The 18,262-nt window shown below is 68.8% G+C and carries 15 protein-coding genes and 1 pseudogene; 12 read left to right on the top strand and 4 right to left on the bottom strand.

The window, feature by feature from the left end; translation table 11 throughout:
- Nucleotides 1-55 precede the first annotated feature (55 nt).
- Genes ftsE through ung form a run of 4 tightly spaced genes read left to right on the top strand, consistent with a single transcriptional unit; the run spans nucleotide 56 to nucleotide 3,262 of the window.
- The gene (ftsE, locus tag ASD77_RS07005; protein WP_055939305.1) at nucleotides 56-742 is read left to right on the top strand and encodes a cell division ATP-binding protein FtsE; all 687 of its coding nucleotides are present in this window, start codon (nucleotides 56-58) and stop codon (nucleotides 740-742) included.
- The gene (ftsX, locus tag ASD77_RS07010; protein ID WP_055939308.1) at nucleotides 739-1,683 is read left to right on the top strand and encodes a permease-like cell division protein FtsX; all 945 of its coding nucleotides are present in this window, start codon (nucleotides 739-741) and stop codon (nucleotides 1,681-1,683) included. The genes ftsE and ftsX overlap by 4 nt, the downstream gene beginning before the upstream one ends.
- Nucleotides 1,684-1,698: 15 nt before the next feature.
- Nucleotides 1,699-2,538, top strand: a complete 840-nt coding sequence (locus ASD77_RS07015) for a response regulator (RefSeq protein ID WP_055939311.1) — start codon at nucleotides 1,699-1,701, stop codon at nucleotides 2,536-2,538.
- A gap of 16 nt (nucleotides 2,539-2,554) precedes the next feature.
- Nucleotides 2,555-3,262, top strand: a complete 708-nt coding sequence (gene ung, locus ASD77_RS07020; RefSeq protein WP_055939315.1) for a uracil-DNA glycosylase — start codon at nucleotides 2,555-2,557, stop codon at nucleotides 3,260-3,262.
- A gap of 116 nt (nucleotides 3,263-3,378) precedes the next feature.
- Here ung and ASD77_RS07025 read toward each other — a convergent pair whose 3' ends face one another.
- On the bottom strand, nucleotides 3,379-3,939 hold the full coding sequence (locus tag ASD77_RS07025; protein WP_055939318.1) for a DUF2059 domain-containing protein: 561 nt from the start codon (nucleotides 3,937-3,939) through the stop codon (nucleotides 3,379-3,381).
- A 124-nt stretch (nucleotides 3,940-4,063) separates the two neighbouring features.
- Here ASD77_RS07025 and arfB point away from each other — a divergent pair, with 124 nt between their 5' ends.
- A complete protein-coding gene (gene arfB, locus ASD77_RS07030) occupies nucleotides 4,064-4,498 on the top strand; it encodes an alternative ribosome rescue aminoacyl-tRNA hydrolase ArfB (protein ID WP_055939320.1) in 435 nt (144 codons plus the stop codon).
- 4 nt (nucleotides 4,499-4,502) lie between these two features.
- Nucleotides 4,503-5,099, top strand: coding sequence for a lysophospholipid acyltransferase family protein (locus ASD77_RS07035; RefSeq protein ID WP_055939323.1), 597 nt, complete (start codon nucleotides 4,503-4,505; stop codon nucleotides 5,097-5,099).
- Between the two features lie 541 nt (nucleotides 5,100-5,640).
- Here the strand turns inward: ASD77_RS07035 and ASD77_RS07040 are convergent.
- From ASD77_RS07040 to ASD77_RS07050, 3 genes are all read right to left on the bottom strand, one after another.
- Complete coding sequence (locus ASD77_RS07040; RefSeq protein ID WP_055939326.1) at nucleotides 5,641-8,724, bottom strand: TonB-dependent receptor; 3,084 nt, start codon at nucleotides 8,722-8,724, stop codon at nucleotides 5,641-5,643.
- Between the two features lie 99 nt (nucleotides 8,725-8,823).
- Nucleotides 8,824-9,882, bottom strand: a complete 1,059-nt coding sequence (locus ASD77_RS07045) for a FecR domain-containing protein (RefSeq protein ID WP_055939329.1) — start codon at nucleotides 9,880-9,882, stop codon at nucleotides 8,824-8,826.
- Complete coding sequence (locus ASD77_RS07050) at nucleotides 9,860-10,453, bottom strand: sigma-70 family RNA polymerase sigma factor (protein ID WP_082563159.1); 594 nt, start codon at nucleotides 10,451-10,453, stop codon at nucleotides 9,860-9,862. The genes ASD77_RS07045 and ASD77_RS07050 overlap by 23 nt, the downstream gene beginning before the upstream one ends.
- A gap of 314 nt (nucleotides 10,454-10,767) precedes the next feature.
- Here ASD77_RS07050 and ASD77_RS18460 point away from each other — a divergent pair.
- The 6 genes and pseudogenes from ASD77_RS18460 to ASD77_RS07075 all read left to right on the top strand — a co-directional run.
- Nucleotides 10,768-11,331 (top strand): annotated as a pseudogene (locus ASD77_RS18460) (cyanophycinase); the annotation flags it as partial.
- A 201-nt stretch (nucleotides 11,332-11,532) separates the two neighbouring features.
- The gene (locus tag ASD77_RS18465; protein WP_235578515.1) at nucleotides 11,533-12,513 is read left to right on the top strand and encodes an isoaspartyl peptidase/L-asparaginase; all 981 of its coding nucleotides are present in this window, start codon (nucleotides 11,533-11,535) and stop codon (nucleotides 12,511-12,513) included.
- Nucleotides 12,514-12,557: 44 nt separating this feature from the next.
- Nucleotides 12,558-13,304, top strand: a complete 747-nt coding sequence (locus ASD77_RS07060) for an energy transducer TonB (protein WP_082563160.1) — start codon at nucleotides 12,558-12,560, stop codon at nucleotides 13,302-13,304.
- Nucleotides 13,305-13,335: 31 nt separating this feature from the next.
- Nucleotides 13,336-14,064 (top strand): hypothetical protein, encoded by a 729-nt coding sequence (locus ASD77_RS07065; RefSeq protein ID WP_055939338.1) that lies wholly within the window; start codon nucleotides 13,336-13,338, stop codon nucleotides 14,062-14,064.
- A 246-nt stretch (nucleotides 14,065-14,310) separates the two neighbouring features.
- On the top strand, nucleotides 14,311-16,047 hold the full coding sequence (locus ASD77_RS07070; protein WP_082563161.1) for a DUF11 domain-containing protein: 1,737 nt from the start codon (nucleotides 14,311-14,313) through the stop codon (nucleotides 16,045-16,047).
- A gap of 74 nt (nucleotides 16,048-16,121) precedes the next feature.
- Entirely contained in the window at nucleotides 16,122-18,221 is a 2,100-nt protein-coding gene (locus ASD77_RS07075) for a gluconolaconase (protein WP_055939343.1), read from the top strand.
- Nucleotides 18,222-18,262 lie beyond the last annotated feature (41 nt).

An 18,262-nucleotide genomic window follows, 5' to 3' on the forward strand; every position in this document is an offset into this window, starting at 1 on the left:
TTCTTTGCGCGCCGGCATCGCCAGCGTCTTGATCGCTCCGGCATAATCGAGGCACATGAGCGTCCTTCGATTCGAAAACGTCAGCAAGCAGTACCCCGGCGGCCATGCGGCGCTGGAGGACGTCAGTTTCGAGGTGGCCGAGGGCGAGATGCTGTTCGTCACCGGCCACTCCGGTGCGGGCAAGAGCACGCTGCTGAAGCTGATCCACCTGAGCGAGCGGCCCAGCCGCGGCGCGGTCCTGTTCGCCGGCCGCAACCTGTTGAAGGTGCGCGGCGGCCGCATTCCGCTGCACCGGCGCGAGGTGGGCGCGGTCTACCAGGACCATCGCCTGCTCACCGACCGCACGGTGATGGAAAACGTCTCGCTGCCGCTGATCCTGCGCGGCGACCGCCGCAACGACATCGGCAAGCGCGTGCGCGAAGTGCTGGCGCGCCTGGGCCTGGGCCATCGCGAGAAGGCCCTGCCCACGCAGCTGTCCGCCGGCGAGCAGCAACGCGTCGGCATCGCGCGCGCCATCGTCGCCGAGCCGCGCCTGCTGGTGGCCGACGAACCGACCGGCAACCTCGACCCGACGCTGGCGGCGGAGATCATGTCGCTGTTCGCTTCCATGCCCGAGCGCGGCACCAGCGTGCTGGTCGTCAGTCACGACCTGTCGCTGCTCAAGCGGATGAAGAAGCGCGTGCTGATCCTCGACCACGGCAAGCTGGTCGACGACATTTCCCCGGCGGACCTGGCCGAATGAGCGACGCGAAGAACAGCCGCGCGCAGGCGCGTTCCGGGTTCGGCATCTGGCTCGACCAGCATCTCTACAGCTTCGTTTCCAGCCTGGGCCGCACCGTGCGTCGGCCGTGGGCGACGTTGCTGACGATCGGCGTGATGGCGGTGGCGTTCGTGCTGCCGCTGGGCCTGTGGCTGGCGTTGCAGAACATCGGCCATTTCGCCGGCGATGTGCAGCAGTCGCGCGAGATCGACCTGTTCCTGACGCCGGACACGCCGGTGGCGCGCGCGCAGGCGTTGGCGGAATCGCTGCGCAGTCGCGACGATGTCGCCCGCGTCGAACTGCGCACGCCCGAACAGGGCCTGGCGGAATTCCGCGAGCGCAGCGGCCTGGCCGGTTCGCTCGACCTGCTGGACGGCAATCCACTGCCCAGCCTGCTGGTGGTGGTGCCCGAAGGCGACGAAGCGCGACTGGTCGCCGCGCTGGAAGCGCTGCCCGAGACCGACCTGCTGCAGCACGATGCCGCCTGGCGCGAGCGACTCGCCGGCTGGATGGGCTTCGGCAAGCGCCTGGTCTGGGTGCTCGCGGCGCTGTTCGGGCTGGGCGCCTTGCTGGTCGTCGGCAACACCGTGCGCCTGGACATCCAGTCGCGGCGCGAGGAAATCGGTGTGTTGCAGTTGCTCGGCGCCAGCGATGGCTTCATCCGCCGCCCGTTCGTCTACCTGGGCGCGTGGTACGGCCTGGCGGCAGGCGCGCTGGTGCTGGGGCTGCTGACGCTGGCGGCACTGGCATTGCGGGCGCCGCTGGCGGCGCTGGCGCGCAGCTATGGCAGCCCGTTCGTGCTGGTCGGGCTGGATCCCGCCGGTGCGACGGCGGTCGTGGCAGCGGCCACGTTGATCGGCTGGCTGGGCGCATGGCTGGTGACAGGCCACTTCTTGCGTCAGACTCGCCCGACTGCCACCTGACCCCCGCGCATCTTCATGGCCCAAGAGCTCCGGCATCTGATCAGCGACGCGCCCCGCGTGATGGTGGTGGACGGGTCCAAGCTGGTCCGCAAGCTGATTGCCGACGTGCTGCAGCGCGACCTGCCGGGTGTGCAGGTGATCGGCTGCGCCAGCATCGCCGAGGCGCGCGAAGCGCTGGCGGCGGGCGAAGTGCATCTGGTCACCACCGCGCTGGCGCTGCCGGACGGCGACGGGCTGGAGATCGCGCGCAGCGTGCGCGAAGCGTCGGGCCAGGCCTACGTGCCGGTCATCGTGGTGTCCGGCGATGCGCAGCAGCATCTGGAAGAGCGCCGCTTCACCGAGTACGTCACCGACTATTTCGACAAGGCGCTGGGACACGAGGCGCTGGCGACCTTCATCCGCGGTTACGTGCAGCCCGAGCCGGTGACCGGCGCCACCATCCTCTACATCGAGGACAGCCGCGTGGTGGCCGAAACCACCAAGCGCATGCTGGAGCGGCAGTCGCTCAACGTGGTGCACGTGCTGCGGGCGGAGGATGCCTTCGCGCTGCTCACCGCCGAGTCGCTGGGCCTGTCCACGCACAAGTTCGACCTGGTGCTGACCGACGTGATCCTGAAGGGCGAACTGAGCGGTCGTGACATCGTGCAGCGCATCCGCGTGGATTTCGCCTACGGCAAGCGCCGCCTGCCGATCCTGGTGATGACCGGCGACAGCAACCGCGACAACCAGGCCGAGCTTCTCCAGGCGGGCGCCAACGACCTGGTGCTCAAGCCGATCGCCGAACGCCTGCTGGTGACCAAGGTGCTGTTCCAGCTGCGCCTGGCGCGCATGGACGAATCGCGCAGCCTGGTCTGAGCCTTACGCCACGCGCATGACCGACGACGATCGCATCAGGCTGGAGCCTTCGTGGAAGGCGCACATCGGGGACTGGCTGCAGCGGCCGGACATGCGCGAGCTGTCCGCATTCCTGCGCCAGCGCAAGGCGGCGGGCGCGCGCATCTATCCACCGGGACCGCAGATCTTCGCGGCGTTCGACGCCACCCCGTTCGATGCGGTGAAGGTGGTGATCCTGGGGCAGGATCCCTACCACGGTGCCGGCCAGGCGCACGGGTTGTGCTTCTCGGTGCTGCCGGGCGTGCCGGTGCCGCCGTCGCTGCTGAACATCTACAAGGAAATCAACGCCGACCTCGGCATCGCGCCGCCGGACCATGGCTGCCTGCTGCCATGGGCTCGGCGGGGCGTGCTGCTGCTCAATGCGGTGCTGACGGTGGAAGACGGTCGCGCGGGCGCGCACCAGGGCAACGGCTGGGAAGGCTTCACCGACCACGCCATCGAGACGCTGGCGCGCGAGCGCGAGGATCTGGTGTTCCTGCTGTGGGGCAGCTACGCGCAGGCCAAGGGCAAGGTGATCGACACGCGCCGCCACCGCGTGCTGCGTGCGCCGCACCCCTCGCCGCTGTCGGCGCATCGCGGCTTCCTGGGCTGCGGGCACTTCAGCGCGACCAATCAATACCTCGCCCAGCGCGGCAGGACGCCCATCGACTGGCGGCTGCCGCCGCGCGATCAGCTGGTGCTCTAAGCGAGCACATGCTGTCGTGCAGTTCGATGTGGGAGCGACGTAAGTCGCGATGAGGCTTTACCGGTAGATCATCGCGACTTACGTCGCTCCCACAGTCGAGGATCCTGGGTCCGGCGTCAACGCGTACGGCGACGCTTCTGCGGCGGCGAGACCGGCGGGGGCGGGGTGACCGGGATGTTCCTGATCTCGGCCTGCAGTTCTTCCAGCATCGGCACCATCTTCTGCTGCACGGCGCTCATGATGTTCTGCATCAGGGCCGGGTTCTTGTCGAGCATGCGCTGGCCGGCGGCGCTTTCGTAGAACTTGCTGATCGCGCGCACGTCCTCGCGCGTGTAGGTCTTCTTGTAGACATCCAGGTACACCGGCCGCATCTGTTCCCACGACAGCGCCTTGCGGATGATCTCCTGGGTCTTGGCCTGGATGCGGGCGACCTCGGCCTTCTGTTCCCCGGTCATTTCCTGGCCGGCGAAATGCTTGTCGAATTCCTGCTGCTGCACGGCCTCCATCTGCGGAACCATACCCGCCAGCAGGCTCTCGGCACGCGACGCCTTGAGCAGGCGGTCGATGTCGGCGTCCGACGGTTCAGCCGCGAAGGCGGTGCCGGCAAAGGCCAGCGCGACGATGACGAGGAGAAGGCGGGCAAGCCGGCGGGCCGCGGTCAGCGAAGAGGCGATCATGCAGTGCGGGTGGCATGGAGCGGGGGCACAGGGTGCCTGCCGGGGAGTAAATCAGACGTTAACTGGCGCCGATCCTGCGGCCGCACGCTACGAACCGTCGCCTATCCTGACTACAATCCGCCGCATGGGGAGCACCGCACTCGAGATCACGCCGACGCTGGCGATTCCGGACGACGAACTGGTCGAACGCTTCGTGCGTGCGAGCGGTGCCGGCGGACAGAACGTCAACAAGGTGGCGACGGCGGTGGAGCTTCGCTTCGACGTAGCCGGCTCGCCCTCGCTGCCCGAGGCGCTGCGCGAGCGCCTGCTGGCACGAAGCGACCGGCGCCTGACCGACGACGGCGTGCTGGTGATCGATGCGCAGCGCTTCCGCACCCAGGACCGCAACCGGCAGGACGCCCGCGAGCGCCTGGCCGGCATCATCGCCGCCGCGCTGGTGGTGCCGAAGAAGCGTGTCGCCACCAAACCCTCGCGTGCGGCCAAGGCGCGACGGCTAGACGCCAAGCGCGGGCGCAGCGACATCAAGCGCGGTCGATCGCAGAAAAGCCATTGGGAGTAAGTGTTTGAGCAACGACATCATTCCGCGCATCCCGCCGAACATGCCGCAGGTGCCGCCCAACCGGTTCACCCGCTGGATGGGGCGCACCTTCCTGCGCATGTTCGGCTGGAAGATGACCGGCACGCTGCCGGACATCCCCAAGCTGGTGATGATCGTGGCGCCGCACTCGTCCAACTGGGACGGCATCTGGGGCATGGCGGCGAAGATCGCGATGGGTTTCCAGGTGCGGGTGCTGGGCAAGGCGCAGCTGTTCTGGTGGCCGTTGTCGCCGCTGCTGCGCAAGCTGGGCGTGGTGCCGGTGGACCGCAGTTCGCCGCAGGGCACGGTCGAGCAGGCGGTGCGCATGCTGCGGCAGTCCGAGAAGATGTGGTTCGCACTGACACCCGAAGGCACGCGCAAGCGCGTGGACAAGTGGAAGGGCGGCTTTCTGAAGATCGCCCACCAGGCGCAGGTGCCGATCCTGATGGCGTACTTCCACTATCCCGAGAAGACCATCGGCATCGGCGACGTGTACTACCCGACCGGCAACATGGAAGTCGACATGGCCGCGATCCGCGCGTGGTACCAGCCGTGGCAGGGGAAGAATCGCGGCACGGTGTGAGGCGCGGGTGATGGGCCTGGTCGCCTGCGCCGCCGGGATCATGAAGCAACGTCGTCCCAGCGCAAGCTGGGACCCATGTTGATTCTGCGGTTCTGCGTCAGTGGCTGGACTTCGGCGACGTTTCGACGAACGCTTGAGGCCGCCGTGCAACAGCAAAAGCACAATGGATCCCAGCGTGCGCTGGGATGACGGCGTCGGGGTGTCCGGTACGCTGCAGGATTGGTGATTGCGTTATGCAGGGACGCTGGGTCCCGGCTTGACCAGCCTTCGGCGGTTGAATGCCGCCGGGATGGTGAAGCAACGTCGTCCCAGCGCACGCTGGGACCCATGTTGATTCTGCGGTTCTGCGCCAGAGGCCGGCTTTCGACGAAATCTCGACAGAACGCTCGAGGCGCCGTGAAACAGCAAAAGCGCAATGGATCCCAGCGTGCGCTGGGATGACGGGGTGAAGTTCAACGGTGGCTGCGTTGTCAGGGATTTCCCTCTGCAAAGAAAAGGCCCACCTTGCGGTGGGCCTTTTCGCTGATGCGGCGGAGCAGGCTTACAGCGCTTCGCCACCCAGCTTCCAGGTGACCTGCACGAAATAGCTGCGGCCCATGGAGTCGAACCAGGAGGTGTCGTAGTACGGATAGTTCGCCCACGTGGCATCGCGCGGCGGCATCTTGTCCAGCAGGTTGTTGATGCTCAGCGACAGGCGCAGGTGGTCGTTGATGTCGAAGCGCGCACCGCCGTTGAAACGCCAGGTGGACCCGGTCCAGGCATCGTTGTTGTAGTTCGCCACCTGACCCAGGTAGTTGCCGAAGAAGCTCAGGCCGACCTTGTCGCGATCCCAGCTGATCGCCAGGTTGCCCTTGTTGCGCGGCAGGGTGGTGGCGCTGAAGCTCAGGTCCAGCATGTCCTCTTCGGGGTCGCCCGGGTACTGCTGGCGGGTGTGGGTGTCGGTCCAGGTGTAGCTGCCGGTGAAGCGGAAGTCGCCCGCGTTGGCGGTGGTCAGGCGGTAGTTGGCGGTCAGGTCGATGCCGGTGGTTTCTTCGTTGGCGATGTTGATCGGTGCGAAGCGCACGCTGGTGATGTCGCCATCCGTATCGCGGATGACGCGCGCCAGCGCATCCACGCAGGTCGGCGAGGCGATGTCGACCGGCGCGCCGCTTTCGGTGGTGCCGAGGCGGCAGTTCGCCTCGTCGATGCGCAGCTGTTCGCGGCTCTGGGTCTGCACCTGGTTGGATACGCGGATCTTGTAGTAATCCACGGCCAGGTCGAAGTTGGCGAACGGCGACCAGACGAAACCGGCCGAGAACGACTTGCTCGTCTCCACATCCAGGTCGATGTTGCCGGTGTAGACGTCGAACGTGTTGATGTCCCAGGTGCCGTCGTCGTAGCAGTCGGCATCGCTGAAGCCGGGCTCGTCGGTCCGGCACTGGTAGTAGTCGGTCGACAGGGTGCGGTAGTAGTCGTCGCCGGCGAACAGGTAGTGCATGTCCGGGGCGCGGAAGCCGGTGCCGTAGGAGCCGCGTACCAGCAGGGTGTCGAGCGGGCGCCATTCCAGGCCGGCGCTGTAGGTGAACTTGCCGGGGTTCTTGTTGCCGTACTCGTAGCGATCGTAGCGACCGGCCAGGCTGGCCTGCAGCGAAGACAGCAGCGGCAGTCGGAACTCGCCGGCCACGCTCCAGCGGTCGCGGTCGCCGCTGCCGTCGCCGTAGCGCGGGCCGTAATAGGCATCGGCGGTCAGCGCGAGCGGATCGGGGTTGATCTCGTACGACTGCTGGCCGTACTCGATGGCGCCTGCGAAGCCCACGTCGCCGGCCGGCATCGAGAACAGGGCGGGCGTGTCGACGGTGAAGCTGAGGGTGTCGTTGTCGGCCTTGGGCCGGAAGGTCGACATCGCGGCGATGGAGGCGAACTCAGCCTGCGTCAGCGGCGTGAACAGGCGCGTCGGGTCCGGGCTGAAGATCGCGTAGCCATCGGCGTCGTAGCCCTGCTGTTCGCCCAGGAACAGGCGGTTGGCCGCCGCCGCACGAATGCGGGGCATGCCAACGTCGGCGTTGTACTGCGAGTGGTTGTAGGCCGCTTCCCAGTTCCAGCTGTCGCCGAAGGCGCCCTGCAGGCCGGTCGTGACGGCGAACGTCTTCTGGGTGGTGACGTTCATGCGGTTGCGCAGGCCGCCGATCTCTTCTGGCGTGAACTGCCGCGACCAGATCTCGTAGTGGCCGGTGACGGCGTTGTAGAAGATCTTGTCGTTGTTGTCGGTCGAGGTGGGGTCGTGGAACTCCCAGCCCATGATGTCGCTGACCACGTCGTTGCCGTTGGTGCCGGTCAGCAGCCGTACTTCCTGGCGGCCGAGCTGGACATCGGCGAACCACGACAGGCTGTCCGAGAAGCGGTACTCGAACGAGCCGTACGCGGTGAAGCCCTTGCGCTCGTTCTGGATGGTGCGATACGCGATGGCGCGCTCGCTGCCGCAGTACGGCTCGCCGAAGCGGTCTTCGGCCAGCACGGTGGTGCCGTCGTTGAGGCCGGCCATGGCCGCGCAGTTGTCGGCCGGCGCGATGTTGATCTCGTCGTCCCAGTCGTAACGCTGGGCAGTGAGCCGCGGCAGTTGCCGGCGCGGTGTCGGCGCATCGAGGGTGGAATCCTGGTTCTCGCGCTCGAAGCCCCACAGCGGGCGCTTGTCCAGCAGTTCCAGGCCGACGATGCCGCTGAAGTCGTCGCGCTCGAAGCCGGCGGTCAGCGTCAGCCGATGCGACTCGCCGCCACCGCGCTCGGTGTCGCCGTAGCGGTAGTCGATGATGGTGCCGTCGGTCGACTTCTTCAGGATGAAGTTGATGACGCCGGCCATGGCATCCGAACCGTAGACGGCCGAGGCGCTGCCGGTCAGCACTTCGATGCGGTCGATCATGCCGAGCGGGATGTTGCCGATGTCGGTGAAGTTGCTGCGGCCATTGAGCGGCAGCGGAAAGTCCGCGGTGCGTCGCCCGTTGATCAGGACCAGGGTGTGGTTGGGGCCGAGGCCACGCAGGTCGACCGCCTGCGCGCCGGGCGTCGACTGGGCGCTGGTGGTGTTCTGCTGCCCCTGCACGCTGCCGCTGTTCTGGCTGAGCGAGCGCAGCACGTCGGGCACGGAGGTGAAGCCGGCCGCCTGGATCTGTTCGGCCGTCACCACCGTGATCGGCGCCGGTCCCTCGATCTGCGCGCGGGGAATGCGCGAACCGGTGACCTGCAGGGTCTCGAGCTGGGTCACGGGTTCTTCGGCTTGCGCGGCGCCGCCACCGGGAGGCGCCTCCTGGGGCGCGGGCCGCGGCGCCGGTGCACGCCGCGGGCTGGCGTCGGCCTGCACGATCAGCACGGCACCGGAGGCATCGCGCCTGGCCTGGAAACCGCTGCCCTGCAGCAGCCGGTCCAAGGCCTGGTCGGTGGTGGTGGCGCCCTGCACGCCGGAGGTGCGGCGACCCTTCAACTGGTCGGCGCGATACACCAGCTGCGTGCCGGACTGCTTGGCCAGCGTGTTGAGCGCCGTGGTCAGTTCGCCCGCAGGCAGGTCGATGCGGCCGGGGGCCGCCTGGGCCTGCGCGGCGAGCGCCGCACTACAGGCCATGCTCAACAGCAGGACGCGCACTGGATACCGCATCGACTCTCTCCCCGGGGGCGCTCGGAATGGCGCCTGTTGGCTATCAGGACGAACGAACCACGCAAATCCCCCCGTGACCTTCGTCGTGGCGTGCGTGACCTAGCGCGAGTACAGGACGATGCGGTCCGCACGCCGTTCGGCGCGGACCGGGAATCCCTGTTCCAGCAGGTGCGCGAAACCTTCGGCATTGGACCAGCGGAAGTTGCCGCCCACGCGCAGGTCGGCGACGGCGTCGTCGCCCAGCTCCAGCTTGCGGGTGTTGAAGCGGTTGAACTCGGCGGCGGCCTCGGCCAGCGAGGTGTCGTCGAAGGTCAGGAAGCCGTCGCGCCATTCCAGGTAGCGCTCCGCCTCGGCCACCGGCAGCGAGCGAACGAGCACGCCGTTGCGGCCGGCGGTGGCCACGCTGCCGGCCGGCAGCAGTGATACCGGCTGCGCGGGACCCTCGCGGCCTGCGCGGCTTTCCAGACGCACCTTGCCTTCGGTCACCACCACCCGCACGGCGTCCGGATCGCGGCGCACCGAGAAGCGCGTGCCCACCGCCTGCACGCGCCGGCCTTCGGTTTCCACCACGAACGGCCGCCGCGCGTCGTGCGCGACATCGAAGAAGGCTTCGCCCTGGGCCAGCGCCACGTGCCGTGCGCCACGGCTGATGCGGACATCCAGGCGGCTGTCGCTGCTCAGGGTGGCGATGGAGCCGTCGGGCAGCGTCACCGTCTGGATCTGGCCCACCGTGCTCGCGTAAACCGCCTGTTCGCGGCCGCTCAGTTGCCAGCCGCCCCAGGCGATCGAGCCGAGCGCCAGCAGCGCGAGCGTCGCCGCCACGCCCTGAGGCCAGCGCCGGTGGCGGTGGCTGCCGCGCTCGCGCGGCGCGAAGGTGATGTCGCGCAGGTCCGGCCGGGCGTCGGTGGGCATGTCGTCCGCCTCGGCCATCGGCGTGCTGCGCGGCGGCAGCGCGCCGGCCGGCACGCCTGCGCCGAGCGCCTGCAGTCGGCCGGCTTCGGCCCAGGCGGACTGCAGGCGCAGGAAGGCGACCTTGTGCCGTGCGGATTCGGCCAACCAGGCATCGAGCGCCTGCTGCTCCTGCGCCGTCCAGTCGTCCGCGTCGCGGCGGGCCAGCCAGTCGGCGGCCCGTGCCTCAATCTGTCTGCTGTCGGTCATGCGCCTCGTCCTCGTCCATGACGGGCCGGGCACGTCGCCCGTCCAGCGCAGGCACGGCGTCGCCGCCGTACAGATGGTCGGCGATCAGGCGCATCCCTTTGGCCAAATGCTTTTCCACGGTCTTCTCGCTGATGCCCAGTTGGCGGGCGACGTCCTTCTGCGGCAGTTCCTCCACGCGCCGCAGCCACACCACTTCGCGGCAACGGTCGGGGAGCCGGTCCAGGGCCTCGACCACGCGCTTGAGCGCCTGGCGGGTCCCGGTCCACCGCTCGGGCGACACCTCGTCGATCAGGTAGACGTTCGAGGACTCGAAATCACCCACTGGCTCGATCGACACCACCCGGCTGCGGCGCAGGCGGTCGGTCATCAGGTGGCGCGCGGTGGCGAACAGGAAAGCCTTCGGCGTGTCCGGACGGTTGCGCGCCGCGGCTTCGTAGACGCGCGCGTAGACCTCCTGGCGCAGGTCGTGCCACTCGTCGCGGTGCGGCCACGCGCGCTGCAGGAACAGCGCCAGCGCGCGTTCGTGGATGAGGACTTCGCGGACGAACCAGTCGTCGAGTTCGGTGGGCATGGCCGCACTGTATCCCAAGCAGCGGGCCGATCCGCATGGGGGAAGACGGGCGTCGCTTCGTCTCCACAAGGCATCGGTGCGTGGCATCCTGCCGCGACCTTCGACCCTGGGAGTACGGCATGGTGTCTGTCTTCGGCCTGTTGCGGCGCGGCGCGGTCTGCGTGGTGGCGCTCGCGTTGTCCTTGCCGGCACTCGCCGCCCAGCCTGCGCATTACGTGCTCGGCGATGTCAGCGCGAAGACGCCGGGACAGGTGCAGCCCGGCCTGCTGCTGATGGGCGGCGGCGACCGCAATTTCGATGCGCTGCGATGGTTCATGCAGAAGGCGGGCAACGGCCACATCGTGGTGCTGCGCGCGTCGCAGGCCGGCGAGATCGGCGAGGAATTCTTCAACGAGGTCGGCGGCATCGCCTCGGTCGAGACCTGGGTGTTCAGCGACCGCGAAAGCGCCAGCGATCCCGACGTGCTGCGCAGCCTGAAGCGTGCCGACGGCATCTTCCTGGCCGGCGGCGACCAGTCGCGCTACGTGCGCTACTGGCGTGGCACGCCGGTCGGTGCCGCGCTGGACGCGCATGTGCGCGCCGGCAAGCCGCTGGGCGGCACCAGCGCCGGCCTGGCGATGCAGGGCGAATACCTGTACGGCGCGATGGATGGCGGCAGCCAGATCAGCCCACGCGCACTGGCCGATCCGCTCGGTCCGGACAACACCATAGAAACGGACTTCCTGCAACTGGCGCTGCTGAAGGGCGTGATCACCGATACGCACTTCAGCGAACGCAATCGTCTGGGCCGCCTGATCGCCTTCGTCGCCAAGGCCGAATCGATCGCGCAGCGCCCGCTGATCGGCCTGGGCGTGGATGAAGACGCCGCTGTCGCCGTGGAAGGCGATGGCCGCGCGCGTGTCTACGCGACCGCGCCTGGCGCCGGTGCGACGGTGGTGAAAGGCGGCTTCGCGCAGAAACAGGTCGAAGACGAAGCGATGAAGCTCGATCGCGTCGACACCGTCATCGCCGGTGTCGATTCCGTGCTGCATCTGCCCAGCGGCCGCGTCGACAAGCCTGCCGCCGAACGCCGCTACGCCGTGCGCGATGGCGTGCTGGTCGCATTGGATGCGCCGGTGCTGGTGATCCATGGCGGCGCCGGCGTCGAGCGCGCCGGCATGACGCCCGCCGACGAAGACGCGGCCCGCAAGGCGCTGGAAGCGGCGCTGCGCGCCGGCCATGCGCAGCTCACCGCCGGCAAGCCGGCGCTGGAGGCGATCACCGCGGCCATTACCGTGCTGGAGGATGCGCCGCCGTTCAACGCCGGCCGCGGCGCGGTGTTCACCCACGACGGCAAGAACGAACTCGATTCGTCGATCATGGATGGCGCCACCGGCAAGGCGGGTGCCGTGGCCGGCGTGCACCGGGTCAAGAACCCGATCACGCTGGCGCGCGCGGTGATGGAGAAATCGCGCCACGTGATGATGGTCGGCGGCGGCGCCGAAGCCTTCGCCAAGGAGCAGGGCGTGACGCTGGTCGATCCGTCGTACTTCCGCACCGAGAAGCGCTGGCAGCAGCTGCAGAAAGCGCTGCAGGAAGAAGCGCAGGCTCAGGCGAGCAACATGCCGCTGGAACTGCCGGGCAAAGCCTACTTCGGCACCGTCGGCGCTCTGGCCCTGGACGCGACGGGCCACCTGGCGGCGGGCACGTCGACTGGCGGCATGACCAACAAGCGCTACGGCCGCGTCGGCGATGCGCCCATCATCGGTGCGGGCACGTGGGCCGACGACCGCTGCGCGGTGTCCGGCACCGGCTGGGGCGAGTACTACATCCGCGCCGCCGCCGCGCACGAGGTCTGCGCGCGCGTGCGCCTGGCCGGGCACAGCATCGCGCGCGCGTCGGACGCCGTGATCAACCGCGACATCCCCAAGGCGGGCGGCGACGGCGGTGCCATCGCCCTCGGCGCCGACGGCAGCATGGCGTTCCCGTTCAACACCGAAGGCATGTACCGCGGCTGGATCGGCACCGAAGGGGTGCCGCACGTGGCCATCTACAAGGACGACCCGCTGCCTGCGCGCTGAGGGCGGATGGCGCTATGCTTCGCCTGTCCCCGGGGAGGTGAAGCATGCGCAGGATGCTGGGCGTTGCACTGTTGCTGGTGGCTGTAGGCGCGTCGTCGGCGGAACCGGAGAAGAAGCCGATACATTTCCGCGCCCATGCACGCGTTGCGCTGGACGCGCAGGGTGTGCCGCAGCAGGTCGAGGTCGATCAGAGGCTGCCCGCCGTCATTCGCGGCGCGGTCGCCGAGCGGGTGATGGCATGGCGGTTCGAGCCGGCACGGATCGACAATCAGGCGCATGCCGGTGCGACGACCGTATTTGTCGATGCCTGCGCCGTGCCCTCCGACGGCGGCAACATGCGGCTGGCAGTGGAATACGACTGGAACGGACCCGGCTATGCCGATGGACGCTATTTCCATCCTGCACCTCGCTACCCGATCGATGCTGCCAAGCAAGGAAAAGTAGGCTCGTTCCGCGTCGTACTGAAGGTCGGTGCGGACGGACGCGCCAGCGTAGACACCATCGAAGTCCAGCGTGGCCAATTGCGCTTGTTTGAGGAAGCGCTGCGTAGTTGGGTCGCCCAGTTGCGCTATGTACCCGAAGAGGTCGATGGCAAACCCGTTGCAACGCGCGTCGCCATTCCCGTGGACTTCTCGATGGGAGGGCCGCTAAGCACTCGCCAACAGGTACGCCAGGAGCGCGAGGACAAGCGAAACTCTTCCGAATGCATCGCAGCCATGGGCGGAGGCAAGGAAGAAGCCCCTCAGCCCGTCGTGCTCGATTCACCCTTCAAGCCGATCACGACAGGCTGACGTCCGCCGTCGCCGATTCAGGAGATCCACGATGAAGCCATGGTGTGCGCTGGGCGTGTTGCTGGTGGCCGGATCGGCCTTTGCGGAAGGCAAGGACGATCCCGTGCTGTTTCCCGCCACCGCCAGGATCGTATTGGACGCCGAAGGCGTCCCCCGGCAGGTGCAGGCCAATCCGAAGCTGCCCGTGCCGGTGCGCGAGGCGATCGAGCGGCGCGTGGCGCAATGGCGCTTCGAGCCGGCGCACGTCGACGGGGTGGCCAAGCCGGGTATCACCCACGTCAGGCTGCAGGCCTGCGCGATTCCCAAGCCCGATGGCAGTCTGCACATCGGCATGGACTACCAGGGCAATGGCCCGGGCTATGCCAACGACGCCTTGCGACTGCCGCGGCTGCCTTATCCGCCCACCGCGATGCGGTCGGGGGCGCAGGCCAACATCAACCTCGACGTGCGGGTGGGCGAGGATGGGCTGGTCACGCTGCAGTCGATGAACGCCACGCGCGGCTCCGTGAAGGACTTCAAGGCCATCCTGGAAGCCTGGGTCGCGGTGATGCGTTATGTGCCCGAAGAGGTGGATGGGCGACCCATCGCCACCCAGGTGCGGATCCCGGTCAGTTTCTACTTCAGCGAGCGCTCCCAGCGACGGGAGTTGCAGGCCTCGGCGGCCCGCACGCCCGAATGCGTCGCCGCCGCCGGTCAGCCGAGCGAGCCGGCGCATCCGGTCGTGCTGGATTCCCCCTTCAAGCCCCTGCAGACGGGCTGACCCCTGCGGAAGCAGCGGCGGCCGCAGCCGTGACCCTGCTCGCCTTGCCCGGCGGCAGTTCAATGTGACCCATGTCGCAAATGTGAATTCTGTAAGTTAAGATACGGATCACATTTGCGGTCGACCCCTCCTTGCCTGGACGGCGTCCTGGGTCGGCTTGCCACAGGGGGCAAGCAATAGGGTCCGTTGTCGGGATGGACCTGCGGAGCGCCTCTTCCACAGAAGCGTCAGGGGATCCGTTCGTCGATGTCGTACCGCGCTATTGATGCCTTGCGTCCGCAGGGCGCACGTTCCACACGTCTGCCGTCCTCCCTCGTCTCCCGCCCCGCCCGCGTATTCCGTGGCCGGCAACGCCGTGCCGCGCAGGCCGGTCTGCTGATCGCCGGTTTGCTGGCGGCAGGATCCGCGCTGGCGCTGATTACCGGCACGTGGACCACCAGCGGGTCCGCCTCGGCCAACACGAATGTCAACGGCATCACGGTCACCTGGACGGGCGCGTCCGACCAGAACTATGCCAACGGCGCTTTCAACACGTCGACCACCGGTGGGTGGTGGACCGAGCCCTACGGCGGCACCGTTCCCGGCGGCCCCTCGCTGGTGATGCTGCACGACAGCGGTACGCGCAACTACACCGTGACCTTCAGCAAGGCGGTCGACAACCCCGTGCTGCACATCGACCGCCTCGGCGGCGCCATCGGCAGCGATCCCAACAGCTCGCGCTGGACGCTCGGCGCCACCAGCGCGACGGGCGGCACGGTCACGATGACGGAGTTGAGCGGCAACCCGCAGTTCGTGCTGAGTGGCAATACCTTCTTCCGGCAGACCGGCACTGCCTTCGCCGACAGTGCGGACGGCGAGTGCCGGACAGGCAATGCCGCGTCCGTGGCGCGCGGCACAGCGTGCGGCTCGATCCGCTTCAACGGTACCGGCGTCACCAGCCTGACCTTCAGCGTCTCCCAGTCGGGTCCTGCCGGCGGCGACGAGCTCGAACTCCGTTGGAGCGTCCCCGGTTCCAACGTCATCGTGCGCAAGCAGTCCGCCGGCGGAACCGGCACGTTCGGCATCACCGCCAGCAACGCGCTGTCGCAGAGCTTCAACCTGACCACCACGGCGCAGAACTCACCAGTGGCCTCCGCCGTGTACCCGGTGACCAACCATGCCGCCGCGATTACGCTGACCGAGACCACGGTGCCGTCGGGCTATGTGCTGACGGCCGGCAGCTGTACCGATCAGAGCAACGCCAGCGTGCCCGCGACGATCAGCACGGCGACGCGCCAGCTCACCATCGCCGCCGGCGCCTACCGCGCCAACCAGACCATCACCTGCACGCTTAGCAACAGCGCGACCGCCACGCTGGCACTGGCCAAGACGTGGGTGGATGCGGCCATCAACGACACCGCAGTGCTGGCGGCCACCGGCGGCGCCAACAACGCCGCGCTGTCATCCACCGCCAACAGCGCGTCGGAAACCGATACCGGCACCGCCGTGCAGGTAGCGCCGGGCAACGTCATCACCCTGGCGGAAACGCTGGGTGCCGGCAACGCGCGGAGCTACACCGCCAGCGCATGGTCGTGCAGTGGCGGCAGCCTCAGCGGCAACACGCTGACCCTGACCAGTGCCCATGCGGGCCAGGCCATCGTCTGCACGATCACCAATCGCGCGCGCGTGGTCGACGTGTCGGTGGTGAAGTCGGCCGCCGCCGGTGCCGCCACCAGCGGGCAGGTGAAGACGTTCACCGTGGTCGTGTCGAACGCCGGTCCCGCCGCCGCCGATGGTGCCGTGGTCAGCGACACGCCCGGTGCCGGCCTGACCTGCCCGGCGGCAGGCAATCCGATCACCTGCGCGGCCAGCGGGGGCGGCGCCTGTCCGGGCGCGGGCGCGCTGCCCAGCCTCGTCGGCGGCGGCGTGGCCGTACCCGTGCTGCCGGCCGGCGGCGTGGTGACGTTCACCGTGCCCTGCCAGGTGAGCGCGAGCGGGTTCTGACCCGGCGGCGCGCTTCCCAAGCGCGTGCCGAGTCTCCATGATGCGGCTCCGTTCTCCGCCGCCTCGCTGACGCAATGAGTCGTACCGCCTGGCTGTGGGTGGTGGTGGTACTGACCACCATCGCCCTGGCCGCGACCTTCCTGGTCACCCCGCGCTTCCCCGTTCCCGTGCCCGACGCCGGTCCGCCCGTCACCGCGTTCGGCTGGACCGGACAACTGTCCCTGGTCGCCGGCGATGGTGTGCGTGGCACGCGCGACGGCGCCGGCCCGCAGGCGCGCTTCGACGATCCCTGGGGCATCGTCGTGATGGAAGACGGCACGCGCTACGTCGCCGATGCCGGCGACAGCAACCGGATCCGCCGCATCACCCGCGATGGCGTGGTGTCGACCCTGGCCGGCGGCAGCGAAGGCTTCACCGACGGCACCGGCGCGGCGGCGGCGTTCCACACGCCGTCGGCGCTGGCGCGCGATGGCGCCGGCAATCTCTACGTCGCCGACACCGGCAACCACGCCATCCGCCGGATCACCCCGGACGGCGTGGTGACCACGGTGGCCGGTACCGGCACGCCGGGGTTCCGCGACGGTCCTGCGTTGCAGGCGCAGTTCAACGGCCCGATCGGCGTAGCCGTGGACGGCGGCGGACGCGTTTATGTGGCCGACACCTACAACGACCGCATCCGCCTGATCGACCGCGATGGCAGCGTCACCACGCTGGCCGGTGGCGATGCACCGGGTTTCGTCGATGGTTCCGGCAGCGAGGCGCGCTTCGATACGCCCACCGCCATCGTCGTGGACGCCACCGGCGTGACCTGGATCGCCGACCTGCGCAACGACGCCATCCGCCGCATCGGGCGGCAGGGCGGCGTCAGCACGCTGCCGATGCAGCCCGACCTGCCGACGCAGGCCGGGCCGCGTCGACCGCTGTCGCTGGCGCTGACGCACGACGGCCATCTGTATGTCGGCGAGCTGTTCACCGGTCGGGTGATGCAGGTGATGCGGGATGGTCGCTGGCACGCGCTGGCCGGCCACATGCCGGGACAGCGCCTGTCGCGGACGGCGGGACTCGCAGTCGACGCGGCAGGACAGGTGCATGTCACCGACGCGGGCAGCCATCGCGTGCACCGCATCGCGGCGCTGGCGGACGGCGCCCTGCCGGCACCGGCCATCGTCGGTCCCTCGGCGGAGGATCCGCTGCCGCAGACCGCGGGCCGCTGGCCGCTGGCGCCGCAGGATGGCTGGCACGAAGTCGTCGGCACGCTGGGCGAAGTACGCGGCGACTACAGCGGCGAGAGCCGCCACCATCTGCACGGTGGCCTCGACATCCGCGGCGATGTCGGCGCCACGGTGCTCGCCATCGCCGACGGCAAGGTCAGCAGCCCGTCCGCCGCCTGGAACTTCGACGGCCTCAGCGAAGGCCTGGGCCTTGGCGCGCTGGACTACATCCACATGCGCGTCGGCCGCACGCCGCGCGGCGACCTGCTGGATCCCGTGCGCTTCCAACTGCTGCATGACCTCAGCGGCGATCCCAGCCGCATCCGCGTGCGCCGCGGGACGCGTTTCGCCGCCGGGGATGCGCTGGGCACGGTCAACCGCATGGCGCACGTGCACCTGTCGATCGGGCCGTCGGGCTACGAGCGCAACGCCATCGCGCTCGGCTTCGCCGGCTTCACCGACGCGTATCCGCCTCGCATCGACGAGGTCGCCCTGTTCGACACGCTGGACCAGCCCATCGACCAGCGGCAGGAGGGCCGCGTGCTGGTGCCGCGCGACCTGCAGGGCGTGCGCATCGTGGTGGATGCCTGGGACCAGGTGGACCGCAACCTGCCGCGGCGCCGGCTCGGCCTGCATGCGCTGGGCTACCAGCTGCTGCACGACGACGGCACGCCGGTCGCCGGCTTCGAGACGCCGCGGATGACCCTCGATTTCCAGCGCCTGCCTTCCGACGATGCGGTGCAGGTCGCCTACGCCCCCGGCAGCGGCATCACCGTGCACGGCAGTGCGGTGACGCGCTTCCGCTACAGCGTGACCAACACCGTCCGCGACGGCCAATGGGCCGAAGGCAGCTGGCAGGTGGGGTCATTGCCGCCAGGCGACTACACGTTGCGGATCACCGCCCGTGACTACAGCGGCAACGAAGCCCAGGCGCGCCGCGATTTGAAACTGCGCCTGCAGTAGGGCGGGGCCCGTCGCCTTGTCCGCGCGCATCGATCCTCGCC

Origin of the sequence: Pseudoxanthomonas sp. Root65 (genome assembly GCF_001427635.1) — a bacterium.
Taxonomy (GTDB): domain Bacteria; phylum Pseudomonadota; class Gammaproteobacteria; order Xanthomonadales; family Xanthomonadaceae; genus Pseudoxanthomonas_A.